General features: G+C 40.3%; 27 protein-coding genes and 1 tRNA gene. 23 read left to right on the top strand and 5 right to left on the bottom strand.

All coding sequences use genetic code 11. The features are described 5' to 3' along the window. Positions 1 to 310: 310 nt before the first annotated feature. The 16 genes from COP04_RS12375 (at position 311) to COP04_RS12300 (ending at position 11,993) form a co-directional block, all read left to right on the top strand. A complete protein-coding gene (locus COP04_RS12375; protein WP_100488304.1) occupies positions 311 to 1,102 on the top strand; it encodes a LysR substrate-binding domain-containing protein in 792 nt (263 codons plus the stop codon). Next, the gene (locus COP04_RS12370; protein ID WP_100488303.1) at positions 1,099 to 1,833 is read left to right on the top strand and encodes an HAD-IA family hydrolase; all 735 of its coding nucleotides are present in this window, start codon (positions 1,099 to 1,101) and stop codon (positions 1,831 to 1,833) included. The genes COP04_RS12375 and COP04_RS12370 overlap by 4 nt, the downstream gene beginning before the upstream one ends. Before the next feature lie 91 nt (positions 1,834 to 1,924). Further along, complete coding sequence (locus tag COP04_RS12365; protein WP_100488302.1) at positions 1,925 to 2,632, top strand: ABC transporter ATP-binding protein; 708 nt, start codon at positions 1,925 to 1,927, stop codon at positions 2,630 to 2,632. Beyond that, on the top strand, positions 2,619 to 3,755 hold the full coding sequence (locus tag COP04_RS12360) for an ABC transporter permease (RefSeq protein WP_100488301.1): 1,137 nt from the start codon (positions 2,619 to 2,621) through the stop codon (positions 3,753 to 3,755). The genes COP04_RS12365 and COP04_RS12360 overlap by 14 nt, the downstream gene beginning before the upstream one ends. A 235-nt stretch (positions 3,756 to 3,990) precedes the next feature. Further along, positions 3,991 to 4,299 (top strand): GNAT family N-acetyltransferase, encoded by a 309-nt coding sequence (locus COP04_RS20790; protein ID WP_100488300.1) that lies wholly within the window; start codon positions 3,991 to 3,993, stop codon positions 4,297 to 4,299. A 98-nt stretch (positions 4,300 to 4,397) separates the two neighbouring features. Beyond that, positions 4,398 to 5,252, top strand: coding sequence for a DUF2785 domain-containing protein (locus tag COP04_RS12350; RefSeq protein WP_157800284.1), 855 nt, complete (start codon positions 4,398 to 4,400; stop codon positions 5,250 to 5,252). A gap of 57 nt (positions 5,253 to 5,309) precedes the next feature. Next, the gene (purM, locus tag COP04_RS12345) at positions 5,310 to 6,365 is read left to right on the top strand and encodes a phosphoribosylformylglycinamidine cyclo-ligase (protein WP_239984854.1); all 1,056 of its coding nucleotides are present in this window, start codon (positions 5,310 to 5,312) and stop codon (positions 6,363 to 6,365) included. A gap of 112 nt (positions 6,366 to 6,477) precedes the next feature. Continuing rightward, positions 6,478 to 7,107, top strand: a complete 630-nt coding sequence (gene yqeK / locus COP04_RS12340; protein WP_420852791.1) for a bis(5'-nucleosyl)-tetraphosphatase (symmetrical) YqeK — start codon at positions 6,478 to 6,480, stop codon at positions 7,105 to 7,107. 2 nt (positions 7,108 to 7,109) lie between these two features. Beyond that, on the top strand, positions 7,110 to 7,739 hold the full coding sequence (locus COP04_RS12335) for an NUDIX hydrolase (RefSeq protein WP_100488297.1): 630 nt from the start codon (positions 7,110 to 7,112) through the stop codon (positions 7,737 to 7,739). Between the two features lie 49 nt (positions 7,740 to 7,788). Next, positions 7,789 to 8,247: a GNAT family N-acetyltransferase gene (locus COP04_RS12330; protein WP_239984853.1), complete on the top strand. Its 459-nt coding sequence runs from the start codon at positions 7,789 to 7,791 to the stop codon at positions 8,245 to 8,247. Positions 8,248 to 8,374: 127 nt separating this feature from the next. Next, complete coding sequence (gene uppS, locus COP04_RS12325) at positions 8,375 to 9,064, top strand: polyprenyl diphosphate synthase (protein WP_100489667.1); 690 nt, start codon at positions 8,375 to 8,377, stop codon at positions 9,062 to 9,064. A gap of 216 nt (positions 9,065 to 9,280) precedes the next feature. Further along, positions 9,281 to 10,069 (top strand): hypothetical protein, encoded by a 789-nt coding sequence (locus COP04_RS12320; protein ID WP_100488296.1) that lies wholly within the window; start codon positions 9,281 to 9,283, stop codon positions 10,067 to 10,069. 70 nt (positions 10,070 to 10,139) lie between these two features. After that, positions 10,140 to 10,457, top strand: a complete 318-nt coding sequence (locus COP04_RS12315) for a YqfO family protein (protein ID WP_100488295.1) — start codon at positions 10,140 to 10,142, stop codon at positions 10,455 to 10,457. 96 nt (positions 10,458 to 10,553) lie between these two features. Next, complete coding sequence (locus COP04_RS12310) at positions 10,554 to 11,090, top strand: HXXEE domain-containing protein (protein ID WP_157800283.1); 537 nt, start codon at positions 10,554 to 10,556, stop codon at positions 11,088 to 11,090. Positions 11,091 to 11,128: 38 nt separating this feature from the next. Then, positions 11,129 to 11,626 carry a GNAT family N-acetyltransferase gene (locus COP04_RS12305; protein WP_100488293.1) on the top strand — a complete coding sequence of 166 codons (498 nt, stop codon included), beginning with the start codon at positions 11,129 to 11,131 and terminating at the stop codon, positions 11,624 to 11,626. Between the two features lie 82 nt (positions 11,627 to 11,708). Further along, positions 11,709 to 11,993 (top strand): hypothetical protein, encoded by a 285-nt coding sequence (locus COP04_RS12300; protein WP_162297060.1) that lies wholly within the window; start codon positions 11,709 to 11,711, stop codon positions 11,991 to 11,993. Positions 11,994 to 12,064: 71 nt separating this feature from the next. Here the strand turns inward: COP04_RS12300 and COP04_RS12295 are convergent, their stop codons facing one another. From COP04_RS12295 to COP04_RS12280, 4 genes are all read right to left on the bottom strand, one after another. Then, a complete protein-coding gene (locus COP04_RS12295) occupies positions 12,065 to 12,277 on the bottom strand; it encodes a transcriptional regulator (RefSeq protein WP_100488291.1) in 213 nt (70 codons plus the stop codon). Positions 12,278 to 12,585: 308 nt separating this feature from the next. Then, positions 12,586 to 12,659: transfer RNA gene (locus tag COP04_RS12290), tRNA-Pro, on the bottom strand. Positions 12,660 to 12,785: 126 nt separating this feature from the next. Then, positions 12,786 to 13,226: a DUF4064 domain-containing protein gene (locus tag COP04_RS12285; RefSeq protein ID WP_157800282.1), complete on the bottom strand. Its 441-nt coding sequence runs from the start codon at positions 13,224 to 13,226 to the stop codon at positions 12,786 to 12,788. Between the two features lie 217 nt (positions 13,227 to 13,443). Next, entirely contained in the window at positions 13,444 to 14,310 is an 867-nt protein-coding gene (locus COP04_RS12280; protein WP_100488289.1) for an aldo/keto reductase, read from the bottom strand. A 299-nt stretch (positions 14,311 to 14,609) separates the two neighbouring features. Here COP04_RS12280 and vanR point away from each other — a divergent pair, with 299 nt between their 5' ends. From vanR to COP04_RS12250, 6 genes are all read left to right on the top strand, one after another. Next, positions 14,610 to 15,305 carry a VanR-ABDEGLN family response regulator transcription factor gene (gene vanR, locus COP04_RS12275; RefSeq protein WP_100488288.1) on the top strand — a complete coding sequence of 232 codons (696 nt, stop codon included), beginning with the start codon at positions 14,610 to 14,612 and terminating at the stop codon, positions 15,303 to 15,305. Continuing rightward, entirely contained in the window at positions 15,295 to 16,413 is a 1,119-nt protein-coding gene (locus COP04_RS12270) for a sensor histidine kinase (protein WP_100488287.1), read from the top strand. The genes vanR and COP04_RS12270 overlap by 11 nt, the downstream gene beginning before the upstream one ends. Before the next feature lie 82 nt (positions 16,414 to 16,495). Beyond that, on the top strand, positions 16,496 to 17,431 hold the full coding sequence (locus COP04_RS12265) for a D-alanyl-D-alanine carboxypeptidase family protein (protein WP_100488286.1): 936 nt from the start codon (positions 16,496 to 16,498) through the stop codon (positions 17,429 to 17,431). Between the two features lie 515 nt (positions 17,432 to 17,946). After that, positions 17,947 to 18,543 (top strand): GNAT family N-acetyltransferase, encoded by a 597-nt coding sequence (locus COP04_RS12260; protein ID WP_100488285.1) that lies wholly within the window; start codon positions 17,947 to 17,949, stop codon positions 18,541 to 18,543. Between the two features lie 439 nt (positions 18,544 to 18,982). Beyond that, a complete protein-coding gene (locus tag COP04_RS12255; protein WP_100488284.1) occupies positions 18,983 to 19,960 on the top strand; it encodes a C40 family peptidase in 978 nt (325 codons plus the stop codon). Between the two features lie 152 nt (positions 19,961 to 20,112). Continuing rightward, complete coding sequence (locus COP04_RS12250) at positions 20,113 to 21,072, top strand: aldo/keto reductase (RefSeq protein WP_100488283.1); 960 nt, start codon at positions 20,113 to 20,115, stop codon at positions 21,070 to 21,072. Positions 21,073 to 21,379: 307 nt separating this feature from the next. On the opposite strand, the gene COP04_RS12245 is transcribed toward COP04_RS12250, so the two are convergent. After that, positions 21,380 to 22,252: a helix-turn-helix domain-containing protein gene (locus COP04_RS12245; RefSeq protein ID WP_100488282.1), complete on the bottom strand. Its 873-nt coding sequence runs from the start codon at positions 22,250 to 22,252 to the stop codon at positions 21,380 to 21,382. 780 nt (positions 22,253 to 23,032) lie between these two features. Here COP04_RS12245 and COP04_RS12235 point away from each other — a divergent pair. Continuing rightward, positions 23,033 to 25,570, top strand: a complete 2,538-nt coding sequence (locus COP04_RS12235; RefSeq protein WP_100489666.1) for a glycoside hydrolase family 31 protein — start codon at positions 23,033 to 23,035, stop codon at positions 25,568 to 25,570. Positions 25,571 to 26,088 lie beyond the last annotated feature (518 nt).

Here is a 26,088-nt window from a genome sequence, read left to right as displayed (position 1 = left end):
GCACTTTACTGTACGTGTAACACTAAACTGTATTGATTACACTTTACTGTAATCGATGAATATTGTCAATAACATATTTATTTTTGTCCGGTCACATTAAATTGAAGAAGATAGGCTGATATTTATCGGTCTATGATAGATTAAAAATCGAGTTGGCTTGAAAAAAGAAACATGGGCATAAATCATATACCTTTTTAAATTGTGTATGATGTTATGTTCAAACTGATATTTTCTTATGAAATCTGAGCAGGTGATCGTCAATGAATGAAAGAAGCAACTATCTGTTTGGTTTGGCAAAAGAGTTTATCGCATGCGATATCCCCGACGCACGTTTGTATCGATAGGTGGTTCCGCAGCCCGAGGGGAAGCAGACCTGTATAGCGATATTGATTTAATGATCTACACTGATTCGAATAAACAGAACAGAGACAGAAATGCAAAATTTAAAGACGGGATGATACAGCTGCACTTTGCCCAGATTCCGTTAATCGAACAGGTGCATCGGTCGCCATGGGCATACAGATTTGCGGCAACTAAAATACCGGATATCATTTCCTCATTTCAAAACAAATTTCCGAATGTTAAAATAAATGTTGAAGTGGCAGATACGGAATCACTGATTAACCAAGTCATTGATTTCACTTTGCACGGTGCTTTTGTTGATGGCCCTGTTGCTCATTCACAAATTGTTAATGAATTTTCTTTTGATGAAGAAATTGGATTTGTGTCCGGCTTGCGCGCAACTCTTGATGCAGTGAAACTTGTTCGTCAGCGGTTTTTTATGTTAAATCCAAATTGTATTGGATTAAAAGTGAATCGGTTCATGTTAAAAAGGGGGATCGGACCGGTAAGAATTTTGATAAGGGGATCTTTGGAAGCGATACTGGACAGTGTTCGGCGGGAAAATGGGATTGCGGTTTTACCCAGAAGTTTTTATGAAAAAACCAACCATGAAGGCTTACACTTTATTCAGATACCGGACGAGAATGGAAGGGTTCAAGCTGTTTTTATTCGAAGAAAAGATGCTTATATGACAAAATCAATAGCTGCGCTGATTCGGGAACTTCATTACCCAACGATGAAGAGGAGTGAATTTGAATGACAATAAAAAATTTGCAGAGGGGGCAACTAAAAGCCATATTATTTGATTCGGGGAGAGTGTTGAATGAACCCAAATCAGGCCACTGGTTTATTCCCCCAAATTTCTTTAGTTACGTTAACAAGGAAAAATTTTATTCGATTTCATCTAAAAAAAGGGAGGAAGCTTTTTTTCATTCATCACAGTATATCAAACAACAAAATCTCATCATAAATGAAAAAGAGGAGTATGCACACTTTATTCAGTTTTACCGCATTTTTGCCGGTTGTCTTCCGGAGCTGGCCTTAGACGACATCTCGATACAAGCCATCGCTAAAGATTTGGTTTTTAATCCAAGCAAGTATACATTCTTTGAGGACGCGGTACAGCTTATTCCCAAATTAAGCCGGCATTACAAGCTTGCTGTTGTTTCAGATGCATGGCCTTCGTTAGAAGGTGTATTCAATAAAGCGAACTTGAGGGCTTATTTTTCATCATTTGTGATTTCATCTAAGAAAGGGGTAACAAAGCCTAACCCGTTAATGTATCAATCAGCATTAGTTGAACTAAACATTTCGCCCAAGCAGGCCATTTTTGTGGATGACAGTATTCGAAATTGTAATGGAGCACTGAAATTAGGCATTCAGTCTCTCGTTATCAATCGAAACTGGAAATTGTATCTATTGAATAAACTCATGCATAGAGATTACCATTTTATTCGTCATTTATACGACTTAAAAGACCTATTAGATTGATTGATTAATAAGGTACAATGACTTAAGAGGTTGTTTATTGCGCGGCTTATGATTACTAGCATATCATTATGATCTAAAAGAAGGGATTCTCTTGCTTTTATCTGTTGATATAAATGAAGCCGGATATGCTGCAGATTCACCTGTGTTAAGAGATGTTCATTTTTCGGTTGACACCGGAGAACTGGTCGGATTGATAGGTCCGAATGGGGCCGGAAAGAGCACAACGATCAAGTCAATTCTTGGCATTATGAAAAACGTGAAGGGCGATTGTCAGCTTGGTAACTACGCCTATATACCAGAACGCCCCATTCTTTATGAGAAATTGACGTTATGGGAACACATCGAATTCTTGCTGACGACGCTTGATACGGATGAAAAGTCCTATATTGATCGCACCAATACGCTCTTGGAACGCTTCCAGCTGACCCGTGTCATTCATCAGTATCCGGAAAGTTTTTCAAAAGGGATGCAGCAAAAGGTGATGCTCGTGCTCGCCTTTCTCAAACAGCCGGATCTGTACATCGTCGATGAACCTTTTATGGGGTTGGATCCTAAAGCCGTGAAGAGGCTGCTGCAATCACTGCAAAAGGAAAAAGAGCAGGGCGCCGGAATCCTGATGTCCACCCATGTGCTGGATACAGCAGAAAAGATCTGCGACCGCTTTGTTTTGATTTCCAATGGAAGGCTCATTGTACAGGGCGCGCTTGATGAAATTCGGAAGTACAGCGGGTTAAGCACCGGATCTTTGCTGGACTGCTTTGATGTGCTGACAGAGGATGAATCCGATGTCCGGGACTAAACTTTTTATAAAAAGATTCAGGCAACAGTTCCAATTTCAGTGGAACGTTATACGATCCGTTGTTGATTGGCCGATTATGCTTTATATTGTTATACCTGCGGCAGCTATTGCTCCTTTTCTTTACGCCGATTTCTGGCGAAACATACATAGTTACTGGGATGCCCGTCTGCCCTCTTCACTGCTGGTCATACTGCTCCTTCTGCTGTCTGTCAGTGGGAACATCAGAACCTATCTCCTGGATGCTGACTTGCTTTTTCTCATTCAAAAGAAAAAGGAGATTCTTCAGCTTAAACGATGCGGTCTGCTGCTTTCGTTGCTCTTCCTTTTTTTATTTGAAACGGTGCTGTTTATTTTGGCACTGCCTGTACTGATCACTATTTATCATTATTCACAAGTGCAGCTCTTATCCCTTTTTCTGGCGGTGAGTGCGTTTAAGTTAACTTTAATGACGATTAAAAAGTTGACGGATTCGCTCGTCTATCGCTGGTTGTTCATGATTCTGGCATATTGTCTGGCCAGCGTTCTGCTGGTGTCGGCTCCAATTCTATGGGCCGTCTGCGGCATGTTCTGTTTCGTCATCATGATCTATTTGAACATTATCCAGCTGAAGAAGACGAATCGGTGGATTAAAGATCTGGAAACCGAAAGCGCTGAACAAACCAAATATATAAAGTTCATTCTTGCATTCTCAATGGGAGTTGAAAAGCCGTCCGTCACCAGAAGAAAAAGACCGCTCGTTTTTTTTCGCAACTCCGGACGGATTTTTAAAAAGCGGAGCAAAGAGAACGGCTTATTAGAGTTTCTGCTGAAAACCTTTTTGCGAAACAAGTCCTATGTTCTTTCCTATTATCAACTGACCATCATAACCTGTTTCGCAGCTGTCTTGCTCCCGTTATGGCTAAAATGGGTGGCATTCATCCTTTTTATTTGGTTCATTAATTTCTGGGTGAAAATCCTCTTCAGAAAAATGTGCGCCCACGATTTCTTTACCATTGTTTCGTTTGATCCGGCAATTTCCGATCCGGTCTGGCTTCGTTTACAAAAATGGCTGGCTGTTCCGCCAAGCATCTTTATGGGCATTGTTGTGACCTTATCCACGATCCTGACATTGAGCATGCGCTGAATGCCCGCTTGTGGCCACGAGATGACACGATTGACGAATACCGCACAATAGACTGCGGGGAAAAAATTTAAACAACCAAAATTTGGAGATAAAAAGATGGAAATTCGCCGTGCCAAAGAAAACGAAGCAAGGATTTTGAGTGACATTGTATTTAAGTCAAAAGGATACTAGGGATATAGCAATGAATATAGGGAACCCGCAAAAAAAGATCTAACGATTCCACCTCATAAAATTTATGATCAAAATGTGTTTATTCTATATAAATGGCGGACAAATCATTGAATTGAAAGCGAAAAGACAACCCAATACGTTTGATTTAGTTTGGATTTTTGTAACTCCGTCTGAAATCGGTCACGGATGTGGGAAAAAGTTATGGGAGCATGCAGTTCGGCTGGCAGGAGACTTACATGCTAAACGGATAATTATTAAAAGTGATCCTTTTGCAGAAGGGTTTTACGTTAAACATGGAGCAGTTCGAATAGGGGAGAGCCCATCTACTGTTCCATCTAGTTTATTGCTTCCACTTCTTGAGCTAACAATTTAAATATTACATATTTGTTCATTATCATACTGCAAATGGGAACGGCGAGCAAATTCAATTGTACTACATAACGTTAAATACGGTAGAGAGAGATGTTGGCTATGGAACTAAAAAATCAGTTGTTAGAAATTCGCCAGAATGCTTATCGTCTGCCCAATGAGCTAAGCGAACTTGAAGCAGTCCAACTTGTGATGTGTTCATTGCGTTCACCTGACGGGGAATTGCGCGATGCGTTGGGCTATACCATATTGTCAAAATGGTTGTTAGAAAAACATTTTCTTGATAGCGATCAGTTGAAGGAAATCCTTGGACAAGCCACGTCAGAAAACATGCTTTATTTCAAAATTGGAGAATCAGGAAATGACAGTGTTTTTTTAAGAACATTTTCATCGTTGCTCATCGCGCTGATACTGTTTCGTGATAATCAGGATAAATTCCTGACTAAAGTTGAATTTCGAGAAACAATGAATCAATTAATACATTATTGTAAGCTGGAAAAAGATTATCGGAGTTTTGTAGAAGGAAAAGGCTGGGCACATGCTCCGGCACATATGAGTGACGCTCTTGATGAATGTGTCAGGAGCCGCTTTGTGGGTTTTGATGAATGCAGGATATTGTGGGACGGCCTTCAGACTTTGCTGCAAAATGCCCCTTTTGTTTTTGATGCAGAAGAAGACGAACGGATTGCTATCCCTGCACTTGCAATGGTGGAATTTAAAAAAGTTTCTGCGGCTGATTTGTTGGAATGGCTGAAAAAGATCGACATACAAGATTCGGCAGAAGTACCCGTCTATTCCGTAGTAAACAGAGTAAACTTAACGAAAAGAGTAAACATGAAACATTTTATACGATGTCTGTACATGAGAATGAAAGAGAAATCACTGCTGAAAAAAGAAGAGGAGGAGCAGTTAATTAGACTTGAGCACAAATTTAATCCGTATTTCTACAATATCTAAAGAATTATTTCATATCGTTGAATTAATAATATTCTATCTAACTGAGGGGGAAATAACTTGCCGGATAAATTGGAGCATGAAATTTCTTATAAAGCCGCGGGGGTTGATATTGCACAGACCGATGAGATCAAGAGGGGCATGAGTGAACAACTTCGTACGGAAGATACTCGGGTACTGAATCGTCTTGGCGCTTTTGCCTCGCTTTATGATCTTCAATTTGATGAAATAAAGCATCCTGTGTTGGTACTGAAAGTAGAGGAACCAGGATCTAAGCAGAAACTTGCCTTTGAATATGGTTACATAGAATCTCTTTGTCATGACATGATTAATCATTTGGTCAATGACATTATTGTGATGGGTGCACGTCCGATGGCGGTTTTGGATGTCATTGTCTCCGGACAGTCTGATGATCAGGTGATTCATTCGCTTGTAAAAGGGATGTCAGATGCATGTAAGGATAACAATTGTTCTTTAGTAGGTGGAGAGACTTCCATTCAGCCCGGAATCATTAAAGACGGAACCAGCGTGCTTACTTCCAGTGTTGCAGGAATTGTCGATAAGGAGAACATCATTGATGGTTCGCATATTAAGGAAGGCGATGTAGTTATTGCTTTGGCCTCCAATGGTATCCATACCAACGGATACTCTCTCGTTCGTTATCTTATGGAAAAAAAGCCTGACATCTTGAAACAAAAAATAGATGATCATACATTTATTGAGAGCATTATGGCGCCTCACACTTCTTATTGCCGTGGAGTACAGGAAGCCCTGGAAGTGGGCGGAATTTCGGGAATGGCGCATATTACCGGAGGAGGTATTGAAGGCAATCTTTCACGAGTCATTCCTGATGGTTTATCTGCCAAAATTGATTTATCCAGAATTAAGACTTTGCCTTTATTCAAGTTGCTTAAACAGTGGGGCAATATCGACGATCCAGAAATGCTGCGCACATTCAACTGCGGCGTTGGAATGGTTATTGTCTGTGCTAAAAACAAACAATCTGAAATTGAAAAAGCTATAAAAAAATACAGTCAATGCTACGCCATTGGAGACATTAAAAAATCCGAAACATCCAAAATAGCGTTTTGTAATCAATTAATATGGGGCGACTGACGGTCGGTCAGCCTAATTTACTATAAGAATGTCCATATGATAAGAGATTTCAACGAACGAAGGATATTCGTAGCTTATTTTGATTGAGAAGAAGAGAACTCAGGTGATGATTATGGAAGAAGAATTCACTGAATTAGTCCGAAACTTTACCTTTACCGGGCATATTGTTACCGATGCTTATGAATTTTTAAAGACTCATCATTTAACTGAAACAGCTGAACATTCAAAACGTGTTAGCTTAGAATCAAAAAGATTAGCACAAAGGTATCACAGTTCTGAGAAAAAAGCAGAAATAGCCGGCATTTTACATGATATTAGTGCAGTATTCCCCGCCCATCAACGTCTTTATATTGCAAAGCAGCTAGGAATAGATATTTTAGAAGAAGAAAAGGCTTTTCCGATGATTATTCATCAAAAAATTTCAAAAGTGATGGCAAGGGAATTGTTTCAAGTACACGATCCAGCAATATTGAATGCGATTGAGTGTCATACAACGTTAAAAAAAGATCCATCTCTCTTGGAACTCATTGTTTTTGTGGCCGATAAAATTGAATGGGATCAAACTGGAACGCCTCCATATATTGAAGTATTAAAGAAATCATTGACAGTTTCATTGGAGCAAGGGGCATTTTCATATATTGATTATCTCTGGGAACAAAAAGATAAATTAAAAGTAATCCACCCTTGGTTAGCCGAATCATATATGGATCTAAAGCAAAAGACAGCATTGGAGATTCAGTAAACATGTCGGATGAAAAATTAAAAGCTTTCAATGTGGGCGGCGGTTTTATTGGAATCAAATCCAGAAAAGAGATTCACGAAAAAGGATACTGGCATGAAACATTTCATTGCTGGTTTGTCGAAAAAAACACAGAAGGAGGTTGGTTTATTTATTTTCAACAAAGATGCCATGAAAAACGGGACTTTCCCGATCTATATGATATAACGGCAGCCGGATATATTAAATGTGATGAATCCGATCGTGAAGGCATCCGTGAAGTTCGTGAAGAATTAGGCATACCCATTGAAATAGATGATCTTATCTCACTGGGCATAGTCAAGGATGAGATGATCACCTCAAACTTTATTGATCGTGAATTTTGTCATATATATATTTATGTAAATCACTTTCAAATTAAAGATTTTAAGTTCCAGGAAGAAGAGGTTTCAGGATTATACAAAATATCCCTGTCCGAGTTTAAGACACATCTTTCAAATCACACGGATTTCATAAAGGCATCGGGATTCGATGAAACCCGCAGTCAGAAGAAAGCGGTTGAAAAACTTATTTCAATTAATGAATGGGTTCCCCATAGCCAAGAATATGTGACACAAATAATTAAACGCATAGAGAAAAAACTTCAAGAACTGTAATCAGCTCGTTAATCCGGTAAGAAGTATAGGATAGAAAGGGGGGAATAGCTTGAAACAACTCGACATTAGAAAAATGGAGGTAGATGAGTTTTTTAAGTGCAATAACATTTGGGATATGAAAAAGCAACAAAAATTAGCTGATCAATTCTACAATGAATTGATCACTGGGAATAGAGTCACCTTTGTCTACGTAAAGAATAATGAATTTATTGGTGAGGGTTCTTTAGTTTTTGATATGAATGATTCCGATTACACAATAAAAGGCAAACGAATTTATTTATCCAGATTAATAGTAAAAGAGGCATTTAGAAATCAAGGGATCGGAAGTCAAATTATAAACTTTCTTATTGATTATGCCAGAGATTTAGGGTATCAAGAAATGTCAATTGGAGTCGATATAGATAATCTCGTTGCAAGAAATCTGTATAGAAAAGAGGGATTTATTAAGGTACTGTTTCAAGGAAAAGACGCATACGGGGCGTATCAAAAACTTCTTAAAGAAATCTAATATAAATCAGCTTACTTGTGCAGCTCGAAATTTTACGTGCAACAGCAAAATGAAATCTCTTTATTTGTAATTAGGCATCACTCTTGTCAGTTTATGTGAATAGGGGAGGACGAATCACTTGAATCGCATGCCAACCCACGTTGCCATCATGATGGATGGCAACGGACGATGGGGAAAACAAAGAGGAATGACAAGAAGCCAGGGTCATTTTGCTGGTGCCCAGGCTTTGGAAAGAACAATAGATGCAGCGCTGGAATTGAATATCAAAATACTAACTCTATACGTTTTTTCTACAGAGAACTGGAAACGTCCAAAAGCTGAAGTGGATGATCTTATGAAACTGCCCGTAAAATTTTTGCATACAAAACTATCAAAATTTATTCAGAAGGATATTAAGTTGATTTTTTCGGGCAATATAAATGGGCTTCCGGAACCAACACGAAAGGCTGTGGAGATTGCGGCGGAGAAGACGAAGAATAATGATAAACTTACTGTCAACTTCGCATTGAATTATGGAGGGAAAAATGAGATTCTCACTGTGGCTAAGACAATAATTAGTGAGGTGTGCAACTCGGCCATGTCTGTTGATGGTATCAATGAAGAAACGATTGAAAAACATTTGTTTACAAAAAACCTGCCCAGTCCGGATCTGTTTATCCGAACCGGCGGAGAGAAGCGATTAAGCAATTTTTTATTATGGCAATTGGACAAAACGGAATTATGGTTTACCGATGTCTATTTTCCTGATTTCAATAAACAATTACTGATAAAGGCCATTCAAGAAGTAAATCAAAGAGATGCACAGAAACTTTCCTGATCATTTGATCTTCTGATGAGACTAGGCCAAAGTACATCAACGACGAGAAGTAAGTAATTTGATCATTCCCGATACAGGAATGGAGACATGGAACCAGGACTTTTATATGAATTTTTTTGGATATAAGGAAGATGAGCTGGCTTATAAGACAGGAAAAGGTGCGCTTGACATAATCTTTCAAGATTCTTTAAAAGGTAAAGTCGGAAGGTGTAAGTCTTGAAAATAGACGCTACGATTGTGGATGATTATTTAAAAGAGGTTCCATCTCAAAATTATTCTGATTCATGGATTTTTTCTGAAATAGAAGAAGGCCATTATTTGTTTGAAGAACCGGACAAAAACTTATCTTCCAAAGTCCTGGAAATTCGAAATAGCGTCTATAAAGAGATTCAATCATTTGTCCCGTTTAATTATGAAATCTGGAATGAACTGTTTCCGGAATCAGAACAGCGGCTGAGCACAATTTCTATTCAATTAGTTGTAGGCTGCCCGTATCCCTATGAAGCAATGGTCAGAGAGGATGCCGACCATAGAGAAGTGATTGTTTTTGATTTAATCAGATTTACCCGCTACGGCTGGCATCGTGCTTCGGAAATTGTCAGGGCGATGCTGACGCATGAATGTGTACATATTTTGCTGCATCAGGATTATCCGGAAAACCGTGCTGCGCCTTATCAGGAGAAAATGGATTTTTTACTTTTTGATGAAGGACTTGCCCATTTCCTTTCAATGGACGAAAGGATTAACCATTATGACTGGAACAGTGCGGAATCAATCGCCCGAAAGAAAAAATCCTTCCGATCATTTACTGAAGCCTTTCAAGAACGGGACGAGAATAAGCAAAATATCTTGTTAAAAGAGGCCTGTACCGGTCATTTTTGGGACAAGTTTGCGTGCATTGCCGGTATGTTTCTTTGGGCTGCTGTGTATTCAGTTTCAGGAATTCATGGAGTAAAAAGGACGTATGCGAGTGGTTGGAAAAAATTCAAGAAGAATATGGATTAACATTGTCTGCCCCCTTGCTGCGCAGCATGCTGAAGGAATTAAATAATAGATGATGAATGGGAGAGAAAAAATGACTATTAAAAACTGCAAGGTTGAAGTGCTGATTCCAGAAGTATTTATTGTGAAACTGAGAAACCGATTGAATGAGATGGGTGTTCTTAAGGTTGGAAAGTATGATCATGTCCTATCTTATTCAGAAGTGAGGGGATACTGGAGACCTTTGGAAGGAGCAAATCCGTACGATGGAGAAGTTGGTAAAATTTCCTCAGGTTCAGAATGTAAAATGGAGTTCAGATGTCCCTACGAAAGCATTGGCGATGTGAAAAGGGTTATTAAAAGCGTTCATCCATATGAGGAACCGATCATTAATGTTTTCCCCTTACTGTAAATTTTTTGAACGAAATACGTATTGCCGTGGGGGCATCAGAGGTTGATAAGTTAAGCAAACAGAAAAAAGTATTAAACAGGGAGGAGTTCCGTTATTTTGCATACATCAATCTTTCTGCTTTTTTTATTCACCATCTCTCTGCATAATACGGAAGAGGGAATCTGGTTGATTCAAATGACAATGGATTCAAAGATGCAGCGGCACAAAGCTATTACACAAGATCAGTTTTTATTTGCTGTCATTGCAGTGACCGCCGCTGCTTATTTCATCACTGCTATGTTCCTTTTTTATCCGCAAAATTCGATAGTAAAATATGCTTACTTTGGCTTTCTTGCCATAATGATGCTAAACGTCATTTTTCCACATCTGCTTTTGACGATTGTCGAAAAAAAGTATTCTCCCGGTTTAATGACAGGTCTCTCCTTAATTATTCCAATCCACACAATAATGATCATTAGAAGCATTCAGTATCGATTCATCTCGATAAGTGGATTGTTGTTAGGGACAATAATTATGGCATTATGTATCCTTTTGCTCATACCTGTTATGTTTAAACTTGCTTCGAAACTGATAAACTCTACGGTTCACGTAATGTTTAATGAAAAATGTCTCATTTCCACACAAATATTGTGAACATTATTTTTTAATCGTGCACGAAGGTGGATCCCGCCATGAATATATTCAAAGAAAATCAGCCGGATTTTCTTTTCATTTCTGAACAGCTGCGGCTGAGAAAATTTAATGGAATTATTCCGCAAGCTTTAGGGTGGTATCAGGATGAGAAAATGCTCCGGTTTGTCGACGGACCAGGTAGAAAACCGTACAGTGAGGAAACTCTGTCGCGTATGTATGCTGCTCTGAATGATTTGGGAGAGCTTTATTATATTGAATATAAAAAGGACAACCTTTTTCAGGCGATTGGCGATGTTACGCTTGCGATCCGTGATTTGCCGATTGTCATTGGCGACGCCGGTTTACGGGGAAAAGGCATTGGTTTTCAGGTCATTCAGACTCTGATTGAAAGGGCGTACGATCAGGGATTAAAAGAACTTCATGTCCGGGAAATATACAGCTACAATACCGCGTCGCAAGGACTTTTTGAAAAATGCGGTTTTAAGAAGGACGTTAAGACGAAACTCGGTTATTCATACCGATTGGTGAGGGAGTAGGAGATGGTGTAAAATTCTTTTTCATGAAAATCAAATGAAATTGGACCGGCATAGTTTTTATTCTTTCGAAGACGCAAGCCCGATGGCCGCAGATCGTTCTGTTCTGAAGACATTTTCGGTGAGCGGTTTAAAAATCAGGATGACAACGCCGATCAAGCGTCTTATTGTATTATTCGATGAAAATATTTCGTTTGATCCCTATTTCGGAACCTATCCGAACGTGGCAAACAAAACATCCGGAGAACCAGGATTTGCAGCGAACCCCGGTACAAGAGCCATTGCTGGTTCAATCGAAAATATGCCCATTTCGGACAAGGGTCAAAAACTAGGAAACTTTTCCTTGACCCCTCGACAGGTCTGCCTGTAAAGTAAAAAATTTTTTCCGGTTTTAATGCGAATCAATCAAAGCAGAAGGGCACCTGAATGGGTGCCCTTCGATCATGATCGGGTAAAATAATGTTTCGGTACCGGTGGAATTGTTGAAGAAGGATGATTCACAGTCTTTGCGAAGACGCCATAGATATGACCGCACTGATCACAGAATGCTACATTGAACCATGGATCACCTATCGGGCTGCTCTGAATACTCTTCTCAGAGACAATGTGATCCATGCCGACGATTCCACACTCCGGGCACTTTGGCTCAGCCATAAAACCATCTCCTTTTTACTACATAATTCTGCAAAAGATGCTGATTTCCTGCATGAAATTAATGGAAAAAGTCAGGTATTAGTAGAGAACAGCTCTATATTGAAAGAGAGGGCTACGTTTTAGAATCGTGTTGAGATTATATTAATATTTTCCTACGAAATAATGAAATCAGCATAAAAAAGGACCTCCAAGTCATCTACTCGATTGTACCTGCTTGGAGGCCAGAGAAACTATCAAACGCTCTGCCAATGAACGTTAAGTGATTTTTCTCTAGGGGATCTTCAAATTTTCCTCAATAAAACTGTTTATCGGAAAGACAGGATTTGAACCTGCGACCACATGGCCCCCAGCCATGTGCTCTACCAAGCTGAGCTACTTTCCGATGATGTAACAAGACTTAAACGGCATTAGTTGTAAACTGTCAGCTGTTACATTGTACTGCGGTCGGCAAGAGTGGTCAAGTGAATCAATGAAAGGCCATCCTGCAGAGCACGAATAACGGTTGCGGTCAGACAATCGCTTTTTTTGTTCGCCTCAAAAGGATCAGGCCAACCGGAATTAATAAGGCAGGGATGATCGCTGTAAAAATTAATAGCATTCCATTTATAATAAAAATAACTGCGGAACCCCGTGGATAACGTTTTATGCAGAAAATTCCCGCCCCATTCATGGCACACATGACTAATAAAAAACTTATGGAATAGATTAATGCCTTTTTTAAGTAAATGATCGTATTTGCCGCAAATTGTTCTGCCGTAATCGTCAAAGCGCCGTTTGCCGCATCTCTTTGTACCTTGGGATCATGATTATATATATTAATGATCAATGTGCGTAAGGCGGTGTTGTGCTCCATTGTGAGGTCAAAGATTAGCAGCGAGATAAGAAAGATTATCAGTAAAATCAAAGAAATAGCCGCTAAGACTTTGGGTGTTTTTAAATCTGACTTCATTGAGAAAATCATCCTGTTCGATTGGATTCAAACGCAATTTAGTTAATTTTACCATAATAAATGGCTGCGTGCTCCCGTTTCATTTTAGTTATTTATCACTCAACTTGTTTCAACCTAACTATCGTTAAGTAGAAACAAGAAAAAGGAACTTTTCCTCATAGTGAAAAGTTCCTTTTTCATAAAATTTTCATTCAGAATACTTCGATTGAAAACCCGATTACACAGCCGCAGAAAGAGCCTGAAAATCTTCATCGCTCAGTTTGATTCCGGCTGCAGCGATATTTTCTTTGACATGAGCGACAGAAGATGTTCCGGGGATCGGAAGGATGACCGGTGATCGCTTCAGCAGCCAGGCAAGGGCAATCTGAGCCGGTTTTGCATCATATTTCTTTGCAATCTGATCCAGCGGTCCGCCTTCTTTTGCCAGAGCGCCCGTGGCGAGCGGGAACCAAGGAATGAAACCGATCTGATGTTTCTCACAGTAATTCAGGATCAATTCTGAATCTCGTTTTGCCAAATTATAAAGGTTCTGAACGGAGACGATCGGCGTAATTTCATTAGCTGCCTGAAGCTCGCCAACACTGACCTGGCTCAGTCCGATGTGGTGGATTTTTCCTTCCATCTTCATTAGTGCCAATTCACCGATCTGATCGGCCAGTGGAACTTTGGGATCAATCCGATGTAACTGAAGAAGATCAATGCGATCGACACCTAGAGTGCGCAGATTCATTTCGACCTGCTGCCGAAGATATTCCGGCCGGCCGACAGGTATCCATCTGTCCGGTCCCTGACGAGTAAACCCTACCTTGGTTGCGATCACCAGATCATCCGGATAAGGGTGGAGCGCTTTTTTAACGAATTCGTTGGCAACGTAAGGACCATAAACATCAGCTGTATCAATAAAATTAACACCGAGATCAATAGCTTTCTGAAGCACGCGTACCGCTTCATCGGGATCTTTCGGATCTCCCCAGATACCGGGGCCGGTCAGCTGCATCGTTCCATAACCGAGCCGATTGACCGACAGATCACCGCCGATTTTAAAAGTGCCTGATGAAGATGCTGTAACTGTTTGTTCTGACATTTTGTTTCCTCCTTTGGCACACCAGGAAAATCATCCTGAATCCTGCAGATGAATTCCTTGCATCAAATTTATCATAGTTTTCTTTTTTTGCTGATTCAAAAGAGATGTACTGAAGTTACACAATTGTCACAAAATCGCTTGTTCAAAGGAAATATTTAACACTTATATTAAGCCTTCACAATGTTTTCTGAAAAATTTAAGATAATCTTAAGTAATTCTTAAGAGATTATTTTTAAGGACGGCGCTTTACTTGGTAAAATAATAGCAAGAGCATATGTTTCGAAGGCGGGTATGTTGAGATGGATGTAAATATTTTGGTTGTGGATGATGAGCGAGAAATTGCCGACTTGGTAGAATTGTATTTAAAAAATGAAAATTATAAGGTTTATAAATTTTATCGGGCAGAGGAAGCCCTGGATTGTATTGAAAAAGTCCGACTTGATTTAGCTATTCTCGATATCATGCTCCCTGAAATCAACGGGTTGGCTGTTTGTCAAAAAATCCGCGAAAAATATAACTTCCCGGTGATCATGCTGACTGCAAAGGTTGAGGAAATGGATAAAATAACCGGTCTGACCTTAGGTGCCGACGATTATATAACCAAACCGTTCAGTCCATTAGAGATGCTGGCAAGAGTAAAAGCGCAGCTGCGCCGGTTTATAAAATACAATGATAATGTTCAGCTGGGACAGGATGTTATTGATTTTTCCGGGCTTGTCCTCAATAGGAGGACGCATGAATGTTTGTTCAATGAAAAACCACTACACCTGACCCCAACTGAATTTTCTATTTTGCTGATATTGTGTGAAAACAAAGGACAGGTGATCAGTTCTGAACGCATTTTCCACGAAGTGTGGGGCGAAAAATATTTTGGAAATGGCAACAATACCGTCATGGTTCATATACGGCACTTGCGGGAAAAAATGAATGAACCGGCTGGAAATCCAAGATTGATTCAAACGGTGTGGGGGGTGGGCTATAAAATTGAAAAGTGACTATAGACAATTAAAAATAAGGATATTAGTCCAAATTTTAGCTACTATTTTGTTGACTGGAATGGCAGGAATTTTTCTTTGCACGGTTCTTGTGGATGGTATTTTTCAAAAACCATTTGCGGATGCAGTTTTAGCATTTTTTCAAACCTTTTTCTCAATGAATGAATATAGCGCCATTTATTATTACCAGCAGATTTTTGTCTTTCATAAAGTGGAAATACTTATCGTTGCCTATTTTATCCTGCTCCTGTTCTCGCTCTCCGCAGTTTTAACGAAGGTCGTCCACTATTTTGATCAAGTCAGCAAAGGTGTGGATCAATTACTGATTGATTCGGAGCAGCCGATTATTTTAAAACCTGAGCTTTCTTCCATGCAGGTCAAGCTGAACAAGGTGAAGTCTATATTGATAGAAAGGAAAAAAAGTGCTGCCGAAAGCGAACAGAGGAAAAATGATTTGGTCGTTTATTTAGCTCATGATCTTAAAACACCACTTACATCCGTGATCGGGTATCTCAGCCTGCTTCAGGAGGCTGATGATCTGCCGGATGCACAGAGGAAAAAATACACAGCCATAGCGCTTAATAAGGCGCTGCGATTGGAAGATTTGATTAATGAATTTTTTGAAATAACACGGTTTAATCTTCAAAATATTGAGTTGGAACAGAATAAAATCAATATTTCTCTGATGCTTAACCAATTGGCAGATGAGTTTTATCCCATTTTTGAACCCAAAAATATGAAAGCCGTTGTTCAGTCAGATGATTTAGTCATCACAGGAGACGCTAACAAATTAGCTAGGGTTTTCAATAATTTACTTAAGAATGCGGTAACGTATGGGTACGAGGATAGTACCATTGAGATTTCTGCTGAAAAAAGGGATGGGCGGACAGATATTTCGTTTAAAAACAGAGGAGATAAGATATCAGGGCAGCAGCTCGACCATATTTTTGAAAAATTTTATCGCCTTGATGCCGCACGGTCCAGCCATACAGGAGGTACAGGACTGGGGCTTGCCATTGCTAAAAAGATTGTAGAACAACATCAGGGAACGATTGCAGCTTCAAGCAATGAGCATTTTACTGAGTTTGTTGTGTCTTTTCCCCAATAATCTTAAGGTTTTAATAAGATGATCTTAATAAACAACTCCTCAACAAATGGTTCAATGAAACTATGAAAGGAGCTGTTTTTTTATGGCGAAGAAAAGATCGGGCAGATTGCTCATGGGGTTACTTTGTCTTTCTGTCGTTTTTGCGTTTTGCGTATGGGAGCTATTTCAAGCTGGAAAATCCACAACATTTCAAAAAGAAGGGGTAAACCAAACGAATGGCATAAGTACCTCCACCAGTCAGTCGCCAGGCATATACAGTTCAAACGCTGTCCTGATGGATCTGTCAAATGGCAGAGTGCTCTATCAAAAAGCGGGTGATGAAAAAGCTTATCCGGCTTCTTTAACAAAAATCATGACGGTCATTGTAGCCATTGAACATCTTCCTGATCTTCAGGCTAGTGTGACTTTATCAAATCGAGTATTTCGAGATTTGCGGGAGATGGATGCTTCAACAGCAGGATTTTTTCCAAATGAACGCTTAAAGATTGCCGATTTACTTTATGGGGCCATGCTCCCATCGGGTGCGGACGCTGCACAAGGATTAGCGATAGCAGTGTCTGGATCGGAGGCAGCCTTTGTAAAACTGATGAACCAAAAAGCAGCAGGGCTGGGCATGAGAAATACCCATTTTGCTAATGACAGTGGGTTGCAGGATGCCGATCATTACACGACCGCAAGGGATATCGCTATTTTATTAAAATATGCCTTGAAAAATCATACATTTCGCGAGTTGTTTACAGCTCATCGGCACATCATCCCACCGACCAATTTGCATCCTGATGGTATGACTCTGTACAGCACTTTATTTCAAGAAATGACTCACCCCGAATTTGACGGGATCAGCGTTACGGGCGGGAAAACCGGATATACGGAAGAAGCCGGTCTATGCCTGGCTACTCTTGCCAGAAAAGACCATCGGGAATACATTTTAGTAACGATGGGCGCGCGAGGCAATCATCAGACCTTGCAATTCAATGTTCTCGATGCTTCTATGATTTATAAAAAGTTTTTGGAATGATAGGGAGGACGATCTGCGGTTCGAGAAAATTTAGAAAATGGCATTCAAGCGGTTTGGAGAGCATTTGGTCAGAATTTCTGCTTGTCCTGGAATGAATAACACAATGTTCAATGGCTTTAAAAGGCTCAAGTACTTTGAGACTATACACCTTCTGCGTTTGCTCCCTGAAATATTGCAAAGCGTTCAGTTATAGGGGCACAACATCGCCAAGTCACCAGCATTGAAATGTCAGGTAGAAACAGAATGCGTGTATTTTTATTAGATCAACCGGACGGTCCATCAGCCAAAGAAAAAAAGATTATTGATAATCTGTGCACAAAACCATATAAAAAATATTCAGCTTTTAGGGAGAAAATGGTAAAGTAGAATCAGGCTGAATGGAGTGAAATTATATAAAAACAACATGATTCATAAGAAAACCGGTTTCAATTCGTGAGTGATCAAGCAAAGAGTTTTCCGGGAATGACGTGGTAATTTGAAAGCATTTAAATGTACATAGTGAAGGCGGTAGATTTATGTTAAAACTTGAGGGGAAAAAGGTTATCATTCGCGATTGGAAACTGGAGGATGCCGACGATTATATTTATTGGAGACAGCCCGGTCAATTCTGGCAAAAATTTGATGGCCCATATTACCCTAGAATGTCCAAGGATGAAGTTGTTCAGCTCGTTAAAAAACTTTGCCTGAAAATAAAGACGCATCAATTAGAAGCACCAAGAAAAGATTTAGCCATTGCTGACAGAGAAACAGATAAACTTCTTGGTCGCGTAAGCTGGTATTGGGAGAGTGAGGAGACGAACTGGTTATCGGCCGGCATCGCCATTTTCAACCCGGAATATTGGGGGAATGGCAGAGGTTTTGAGGCATTTGGCCTGTGGACTGACTATCTTTTTAAAGCAATGCCTGAGATTGTTAGAGTAGATTTAAGAACATGGTCGGGCAACTTTGGCATGATGCGGTTAGCTGAGAAATTGGGCTATGTAAAGGAAGCGTGTTTTAGAAAAGCAAGAATTGTAAATGGTGAATATTTTGATTCAATCGGGTATGGGATCTTAAGAGAGGAATGGGGTGAATTACATCTGGAAGGCTTTCAAAAAACGCTTTTTAAATAAAAGATTCTTTCGTGCATTCCGTGTAAACGGTGCTATAAGAGGATGAAATGAAAACGAACCCGGTAAACTTTTTTGATTTTGCCGGGTTCGTTTTTTCTCCTGCTTTAAAATTCAATGGTTCTCGGACACTGACATATTTCCATGGTTTTTTAATTTTCGCAGGCGATGCAGGATTAGCGTGAAATCTAAGAGCGAGAAAGCACACGGAAAATGTCATTACCTGTTAATTAAGGGAAAAACTCAATTAGCTTACTTTCTTTTGATGAATTATTATCGAGCTGTAATGAAGACGTAGCATCTCTGTCATTTTCGCGTAATCGCTTTGATAAGATTCAGGTCTAACATAAGAGGTGTTGAAGCGTTACCAGATACATTTTACATAAGAATCAGGGTTTGCGTTTCAGAGAGTTACTGAGTGCGAATGGGGAGGACTTTAAAAATGAAAAAAAGTATTTTGTCCATGGCGCTGGCTGGCGGGCTGGTTATTGCAGGAACAGGGAGTCTGCATCAGGCAAAGGCGGATTCGCTGCCGAACCCTGCAGACATTGCAAAGCAGGGTATTGGCGAAGCGTATACTTGGGGAGCCAATGATTGCTCAGGTTTTACAATGAAAGTATTTGCACAATTAGGTATCGCGCTGCCGCATAGTGCGGCAGCACAGGCTGGTTATGGGACTTATGTCAGCAGACAGGATCTTCAGCCGGGGGATCTGGTCTTTTTTCACACCTATGGAACCGGGATTACCCATGTCGGTATTTATGTCGGCAACAATCGAATGATCAGTTCGGAAAACGAGAACACTGGAGTTATAGAGACGCAGATATTTGGAGGAGGAGGGGAATCAAGTTATTGGTCACCGAGGTATGTGACGGCGCGGCGCTTGACCAGTGACTCGGTTCCGCAGGCAAATCAAGTGGTTGCAAGTCCGGTGTCGATGAAGGCCAGTGCTCCTGCGGCTCAGTCAAATCAGGCTCAAAGCTCAGAGAGCACAACTTCTCAACCAACGACCGCACCAACGACAACCAATCAAACATCGCAATCTGCTGCAAAACCATCGGTACAGCCAGCGAAGACAGCATCTGTATCCGCTGAGACAAACGCCCCTTCAGCACCGTCTGCTAAGGCAAAACGCGGAACTTACATCGTTCAGACAGGCGATACACTGTGGGCGATATCAAGGGACAACGGCATTACTGTTTCGCAGATTGAAAAACTGAATCAGCTCTCGACCAGTATGATTTTCCCAGGGCAAAAGTTGAATCTGCAGCAGACACAGAGTTATTCGATTAAAAAAGGTGACACACTTTGGGCTATTGCCCGCGCAAATGGCATCTCTGTCAGCCAGTTAATAAAAGCAAACCATCTGTCTTCCACGATGATTTACCCGAACGATATGCTCACTATTCCACAACAGTAAAGCTTTATGTTTGAGATAATTGAAAAATTTGTAAAAAAACTCTCTGCATCATCAGCCGAGAGTTTTTTTAGGCTCCATTTCTGGACAGCATTTTTTAAAATGCTGATAATGAAAGAGTCAGGATGTAGGATTTTTCTTAGGAGGGATACTTTATGATCTATAATTTCTTGGGCAACACAGGATTGAAAGTTTCTAATTTATCTCTGGGCACTATGGCTTTCGGGCGCTGGATCGATGAAAAAGAATCAGATCGGATCATTGACGCCGCGCTTGACTCCGGAATTAACGTTATTGACACAGCCAACTTTTATGGCAAAGGCCAGGACGAAGCATTCAGATACGGCACAGGCGCTTCGGAAGAGATTATCGGGAGAGCGTTGCAAGGCAGAAGGGACAAGATTGTTCTGGCTACAAAAGTGGGGCTTCCGATGGGAAGAGGTGTCAACGAGCAAGGTTTGTCAAAAAAACACATTCTTAAGCAGGCTGAAGACTCATTAAGCAGGCTGAAAACCGATTATATCGATTTATATCAAGTACACCGGTTTGATGAGAACACGCCTCTTGAAGAAACGCTTGAAGCACTCACGACCCTTGTAGAACAGGGAAAGGTCAGATATATTGGCTGTTCTAATTTTGCCGCCTGGCAGATTGAAAAATCAAGAAAAATCAGCAAACTGGATCGACTGGTTTCATTTGTTTCTTCACAGTCCCAATATAATCTTCTGTCAAGGGAAGCCGAGCAGGAACTGATTCCGTATTGCCTGTCTGAAAATGTCGGGCTGCTCGTCTACAGTCCGCTTGCCAGAGGGATGCTTACCGGCAAATATGCATCCGGAGCAGATTATCCGGCGGGAAGCAGGGCAGCGAACGGAGAAAAGCTGATTTTTCAATATATAAATGACGATAATTTTAAAAGAGTGGCGAAATATCAAGAAATCGCCAAACGTTATGAAAAGAAAATGCCACAGTTTGCACTTTCCTGGATCCTGAATCAACCGGCGGTGACAACAGCCATTCTTGGTGCCAGCAAGGTGCAGCATGTGACTGATGCCGCGGCAATCAGCGACTGGAAATGGGACACCGAGCTGATTCAGGAAGTTAACAATATTTGAAAAAGAACGATTTTACTCTTGCTGTTAATGAGGCATATGTACCATTTTTACCGCTTTCTAAGTCAATTAAAAATAAAAAATTAGGTGCTTGCGTCTGTTATTTTAACTTCTTTCGAATTAGTTCGATCTTTTGATTTTGAATTAATGTTGTATTTATTGCAGCTGTTTTTCTGAAAGAAGAAAGACTCTGTTCCCTTTTTCGAGGATGATTAACATAATGCATTTTCTCGCGTGAGAGACAGAAATTAAACTACCGCCTGCTGCAACAGGCGGTAGTTTAATTTTATTGAATCATGATGGCATTTTTTTAAATGCTGATCTTTGTTTTTTCTCGAATTTCCCCTTTAAATGATTCAATTAGCCCTGTTTGACCAAGGGCGGAACTGATTTGAATAGCCTTCCTAATGGCCGAAATTCCTTGTTCCTCTTTGCCAAGATTGATTAACGCAATACCCTTTCTTGCAAAAGCCAATGAGATGACCTCGTATCTTTTTGTCACAATGCATTCCTGAATGGCTTTTTCAGCACAGTTATTAGCCTCGGCAAACTGCTCATTATTAATAAGCAGAAGTGTCATATTGATTAGATAAGCAGCTTTAAGTTCTTTATTCTGATTAAAGTATGAAAATCGGTCAATCTCTCTAAGTGCTCTCTCTACTATTGATATACCTGTCTCAAGCGGGAAAAAGAAGAAAATGTTATTAATCAACTTTAACTCTGTTGAGTACCAATTATCAAGCTGGGAAAGGCGTTTCCATACCTTTTCAGCGAAAGGGTATGCTTCTTCAAAGCTATTTTGTAAATGTACAAGTACGAGGGCTTTGCAGACAGAACGAATATCATCAACAATGCTGTCTGAATAATTATCCAGAAAGTCAGAACATTTATCGATAAGCATCTCCATATCCTTGACTTCGACATTAGTGGAAATCTGAAAAAAATCGAACATAATCTCGTCTTTTCCATTCAGCGTATACATATTTTCTATATACTTAAATTCTTCATAGGTAATATCTAGTCTCTCAAGAATATGCATGAACTTGCCTACAGTTGGTTGCATTTCGCCAGCCTCAATTTTTGAAAAGGTTGTGCGCGACATCTGATTACCAGAAACATATTTTTGTGTGTATCTTTTGGATTGCCTGATTTTCTTTACAACTTCACCTAATTGGTATGCCACGTGATCATTCTCCTTTCTATGTGAATATATTATACATTATAAAATTACCATGTCGAATCATGCTAATATAGATATATCAAAGGAGGTGAAACCAATGTTCAATCCCAGCTATGTTTGGGTTCTTCTTATCGGCCGATTGGGTTTTTAATGCTGTTGTTACTAACGCTAATGCTAATGCTCCCCATTAGAATAGCATATATTATTTTGGCTGTGATTGCAGCCTGTCGGTTGGATCCTGCAGAAGATGTTTTGATTTACATAAGGGACATGGATCCGCTGGTCAGAATTGAGAGAAGTATAAGAAAGCTCTTATTAGCAGTATTATACAACTCTCAATTATATTTTTTTCTTTTTATGTGTAAAAATATGTAAAAAAAGTAATAAAAAGTATCTATTAATTTTTGCCCTTATCTCCATAAATATTTTTACACCATTATATCTGAATATTCAGATATAAAATTAAGAAAAACTATTTTGAAGGCAAAATGGGCTAGCCGAAGTTTTTATTATAATGATCAATTCAATTTTTTGCGATGAGCTTTTTGCTTAAGAATGAGAGATTGATGGTACCAAACAGTATTCTAAATTAAGGACGGTTAATGATCGGGCAGTAAATCTAAGAAATCGAACTTGCAGAACTGCTTTATATTTTCTTTTAGTAAAGCGCACGGAATTGTAGGCAGGCTTTCACTGAATATAAAAGAACGTTTATATATCTGCATGAGACCTGCCATCTCTATGCTTTTTATTGCCAAAATATATCAAAAAAGGGTGATTCAGGTGACTGCATTAAAGCCAAACATTAAAGTTATTGTGTCTCTTCTCGTTGCTTTAATTGTGACTTTTTCAGCTGCGTTCTCAACAGCGCTCGCAGCGGACCCGCCGGAAACCTCGCTAAACGAAAATAACCTGCAAACACTTTATGTAGATCAAGCGCAGAGAATCAGCGACGGTGTGAAATTTGATCTTGGGAAGTATGACGGCTACATTCATTTGCTGTCGACAGGCATGATTAAGGTTTCGGTACTTCCAAAAGGAACGGCAGAAAAGGACTCACCGGCGATTGCAAAAAAAGACTGGAAAACACCTGAATTTTCTACTCAGGAAAAGAATAATGTCTATGCACTGAAAACGAGTGAAATTACAGTAGATGTCAATGAAAAGCCTTTTGGCGTCAAAATTCTGGATAAACACGGGAAGGTTATTAATGAAGATTATTCAAAAAATGGTTCAACGTCCGGTTATGAGAATGGTAAACCCTATTTCTTCAAGAAAACGGACAGCAGCGAAAATTTTTACGGCTTTGGTGAACAAACAGGCAGTACATTGAACAAGCGCGGCAAGAGCATGGGCATGTGGAACTCGGATTCGTATGGTTATAATAATGGCACGAAATATGTGTACACAACGATTCCTTTCTTTATCGGACTGAAAAATGGCAATGCATACGGGATCCTTTTTGACAATTCCTACCATTCATACTACAACATGGCGAGTGAGTCTAACGATTATTATTATATTTACGCGAATGGCGGCCCGCTGACGTATTATTTCATGAACGGCCCGTCTATCTCCCATGTGCTGGATCAGTATACTCAGCTGACCGGGAAGATCAACTTGCCTCCTGAATGGGCACTTGGACTTCAGCAAAGTGCATGGGCGTATACTCCGGAACAGTTAGTCAATGTGACACAGACCTATCGGGATAAGGGGATTCCTCTGGATACGATGAACTTCGACATTGATTACATGAACGGTTACAGAATGTTTACCTTTAATGACGCATACAAGCAGGCTTTCGATAAAGTCAAAAGTATCCCCGGCATGCATGCTGTTGTTATTAATGATCCGGGCGTGAAACAGGACACCAGTTATTCAGTATACAATGAAGGGACCGCAAATGATTACTGGGTAAAGAACGCGGACGGAACGCCCTATATCGGGCCTGTCTGGGCTGGTGATTCTGCATTTCCGAATTTCCTCAGCACAAATGTGCGCAACTGGTGGTCATCGAATATCGCTTCGACGCTTCTGAATCAAGGCGTTGACGGTATTTGGAATGACATGAATGAACCGGCTGTATTCAACGATAATCAGGGTCTGAATCACACGCTTCCTGATGACTCCTATGGCGTTGACGATCAGGGAAATAAAGTGCTTGCGACTGAGTTCCATAATATGTACGGAGGACTGGAGGATGAGGCGAGCTATAACGCATGGACAACCGCTAACTCCAACAATTCCAACAAACGTCCGTTTGTGCTTTCACGTGATATGTTTGCCGGGACTCAGCGCTATGCAGCTATCTGGACGGGTGATAGCCTGAGCGACTGGGAGCACCTTCAGATGGCACTTCCGATGAATATGAACATTGGCCTTTCCGGTCAGGCCTTTGTCGGCAATGATATCGGCGGATTCGGCGGTGAAGCGACGCCCGAACTATTCGCCCGTTGGATTGAGATGGGCGCATTCCTGCCATTTTCCCGTATCCACTACGATCAGTGGACTGACCGGAATTATCATCAGGAGCCCTGGTCATTTGGTTCAGATGTTGAAAGCATAAGCAAAAAGTATATCGACATGCGTTACCAGCTGCTTCCGTACCTGTACGACGCATTTCATGAAGCATCGACGAACGGAGCGCCTGTCGAGCAGCCGCTCGTCTATCAGTTCCAAAAGGATCCGGGCACCTATAACATTAGTGATCAGTATATGTTCGGCGACTCTTTAATGATTGCTCCTGTCGTGACGCAAGGCGCTACATCGCGCAGTGTCTATCTGCCTAAGGGTACCGATTGGATTGACTACTGGAACCAGAAAGAATATACAGGAGGGCAGACGATCACAGTCGACGCACCACTGGATAACATGCCAATCTTTGTAAAGAAGGATTCAATCATTCCAACACGCGAAGTCCAGCAGTATACCGGGCAAAACAAACTAACGAATCTTAATCTTGAAACCTATCTAAGTCATGACGCATCCTACAGCTTCTACGAGGATGATGGAGCTACACTCAATCACAATAAGGGCCAATATAATGTGACCGATTTCCACGTTGCCAAGAGAGGAAATCAAATTGAGTTTGATCAGAACAAGAAAATTCAGAAATACGACTCAGCTCTGCAGTCGTACACATTGAAACTTCATAATGTTCAGGAACCTAATAAGGTACAGAACAATTCCACTGTCTACCAGAAAGCCGCAAGTCTGGATGATTTGAATAAGCAGGAAAACGGCTTCTACTATGACAGCAGCAGCAGCGTACTTTATGTGAAAATTCCGGTGAATGAAAAGGGAAAAGTTTTCATTCGCTAAGAATATAAGAATAGAGGTACGGCACGCCGAAAGAATTTTCCCAGTATCAGCTGCGGATCCTGATAACGTTGAAGCTCTCTTCTTGATAAGACAGTTGTAATCAATGATCTGAAAAGATTTAGCAGGGAATGGCACTACGACGCCCCTGCTAAATCTTTTTGTGTGCAATCAGAATGCCTGATTCTTTTTATTGAGCCTGGACTCTGCTTTAACAGTGCTGTTCTGTCACCAACGATTGGTGGCTGTGGCTGCTTCTTTAAGTCGTTAGATCTGATCTTGTGGCATGTTTCCATGTATAAAAGAATTGCTTAATGTTTAGTGTACAAAGTGCGCGAATCATGTATAGTTAATAGTAGATTAACATTTTGGCACGAGGAGCATCTCTTTATCTATTTCGATCAGATGGCAGCCGTGGTTTTGTAAAATAATTTTAAAAGATGATGCATCTGTAAAAAAAAGTGAAAGAAATGATTCTCCACGCAGTTCAGCGGGAGGAAGATTGAACTTTTGAAGTTATC

Origin of the sequence: Sporolactobacillus pectinivorans, from assembly GCF_002802965.1 — a bacterium.
In the GTDB taxonomy this organism is placed as follows: domain Bacteria; phylum Bacillota; class Bacilli; order Bacillales; family Sporolactobacillaceae; genus Sporolactobacillus; species Sporolactobacillus pectinivorans.
The sequence above is the reverse complement of the archived record's forward strand: the minus strand, read 5'-3'. Positions and strand labels throughout refer to the sequence as shown.

What these genes read in the sequence shown, in the direction of transcription:
- COP04_RS12280 (WP_100488289.1), bottom strand. Translation starts at nt 14,310, where the DNA reads ATGTCAGAACAAACAGTTACAGCATCTTCATCAGGCACTTTTAAAATC.
- COP04_RS12260 (WP_100488285.1), top strand. Translation starts at nt 17,947, where the DNA reads ATGTTAAAACTTGAGGGGAAAAAGGTTATCATTCGCGATTGGAAACTG.
- COP04_RS12370 (WP_100488303.1), top strand. Translation starts at nt 1,099, where the DNA reads ATGACAATAAAAAATTTGCAGAGGGGGCAACTAAAAGCCATATTATTT.
- COP04_RS12305 (WP_100488293.1), top strand. Translation starts at nt 11,129, where the DNA reads ATGAATATATTCAAAGAAAATCAGCCGGATTTTCTTTTCATTTCTGAA.
- COP04_RS12285 (WP_157800282.1), bottom strand. Translation starts at nt 13,226, where the DNA reads ATGAAGTCAGATTTAAAAACACCCAAAGTCTTAGCGGCTATTTCTTTG.
- COP04_RS12360 (WP_100488301.1), top strand. Translation starts at nt 2,619, where the DNA reads ATGTCCGGGACTAAACTTTTTATAAAAAGATTCAGGCAACAGTTCCAA.
- COP04_RS12300 (WP_162297060.1), top strand. Translation starts at nt 11,709, where the DNA reads ATGGCCGCAGATCGTTCTGTTCTGAAGACATTTTCGGTGAGCGGTTTA.
- vanR (WP_100488288.1), top strand. Translation starts at nt 14,610, where the DNA reads ATGGATGTAAATATTTTGGTTGTGGATGATGAGCGAGAAATTGCCGAC.
- COP04_RS12315 (WP_100488295.1), top strand. Translation starts at nt 10,140, where the DNA reads ATGACTATTAAAAACTGCAAGGTTGAAGTGCTGATTCCAGAAGTATTT.
- COP04_RS12255 (WP_100488284.1), top strand. Translation starts at nt 18,983, where the DNA reads ATGAAAAAAAGTATTTTGTCCATGGCGCTGGCTGGCGGGCTGGTTATT.
- COP04_RS12335 (WP_100488297.1), top strand. Translation starts at nt 7,110, where the DNA reads ATGTCGGATGAAAAATTAAAAGCTTTCAATGTGGGCGGCGGTTTTATT.
- COP04_RS12350 (WP_157800284.1), top strand. Translation starts at nt 4,398, where the DNA reads ATGGAACTAAAAAATCAGTTGTTAGAAATTCGCCAGAATGCTTATCGT.
- COP04_RS20790 (WP_100488300.1), top strand. Translation starts at nt 3,991, where the DNA reads ATGATCAAAATGTGTTTATTCTATATAAATGGCGGACAAATCATTGAA.
- yqeK (WP_420852791.1), top strand. Translation starts at nt 6,478, where the DNA reads ATGGAAGAAGAATTCACTGAATTAGTCCGAAACTTTACCTTTACCGGG.
- COP04_RS12295 (WP_100488291.1), bottom strand. Translation starts at nt 12,277, where the DNA reads ATGGCTGAGCCAAAGTGCCCGGAGTGTGGAATCGTCGGCATGGATCAC.
- COP04_RS12265 (WP_100488286.1), top strand. Translation starts at nt 16,496, where the DNA reads ATGGCGAAGAAAAGATCGGGCAGATTGCTCATGGGGTTACTTTGTCTT.
- COP04_RS12250 (WP_100488283.1), top strand. Translation starts at nt 20,113, where the DNA reads ATGATCTATAATTTCTTGGGCAACACAGGATTGAAAGTTTCTAATTTA.
- COP04_RS12375 (WP_100488304.1), top strand. Translation starts at nt 311, where the DNA reads ATGCGATATCCCCGACGCACGTTTGTATCGATAGGTGGTTCCGCAGCC.
- uppS (WP_100489667.1), top strand. Translation starts at nt 8,375, where the DNA reads ATGCCAACCCACGTTGCCATCATGATGGATGGCAACGGACGATGGGGA.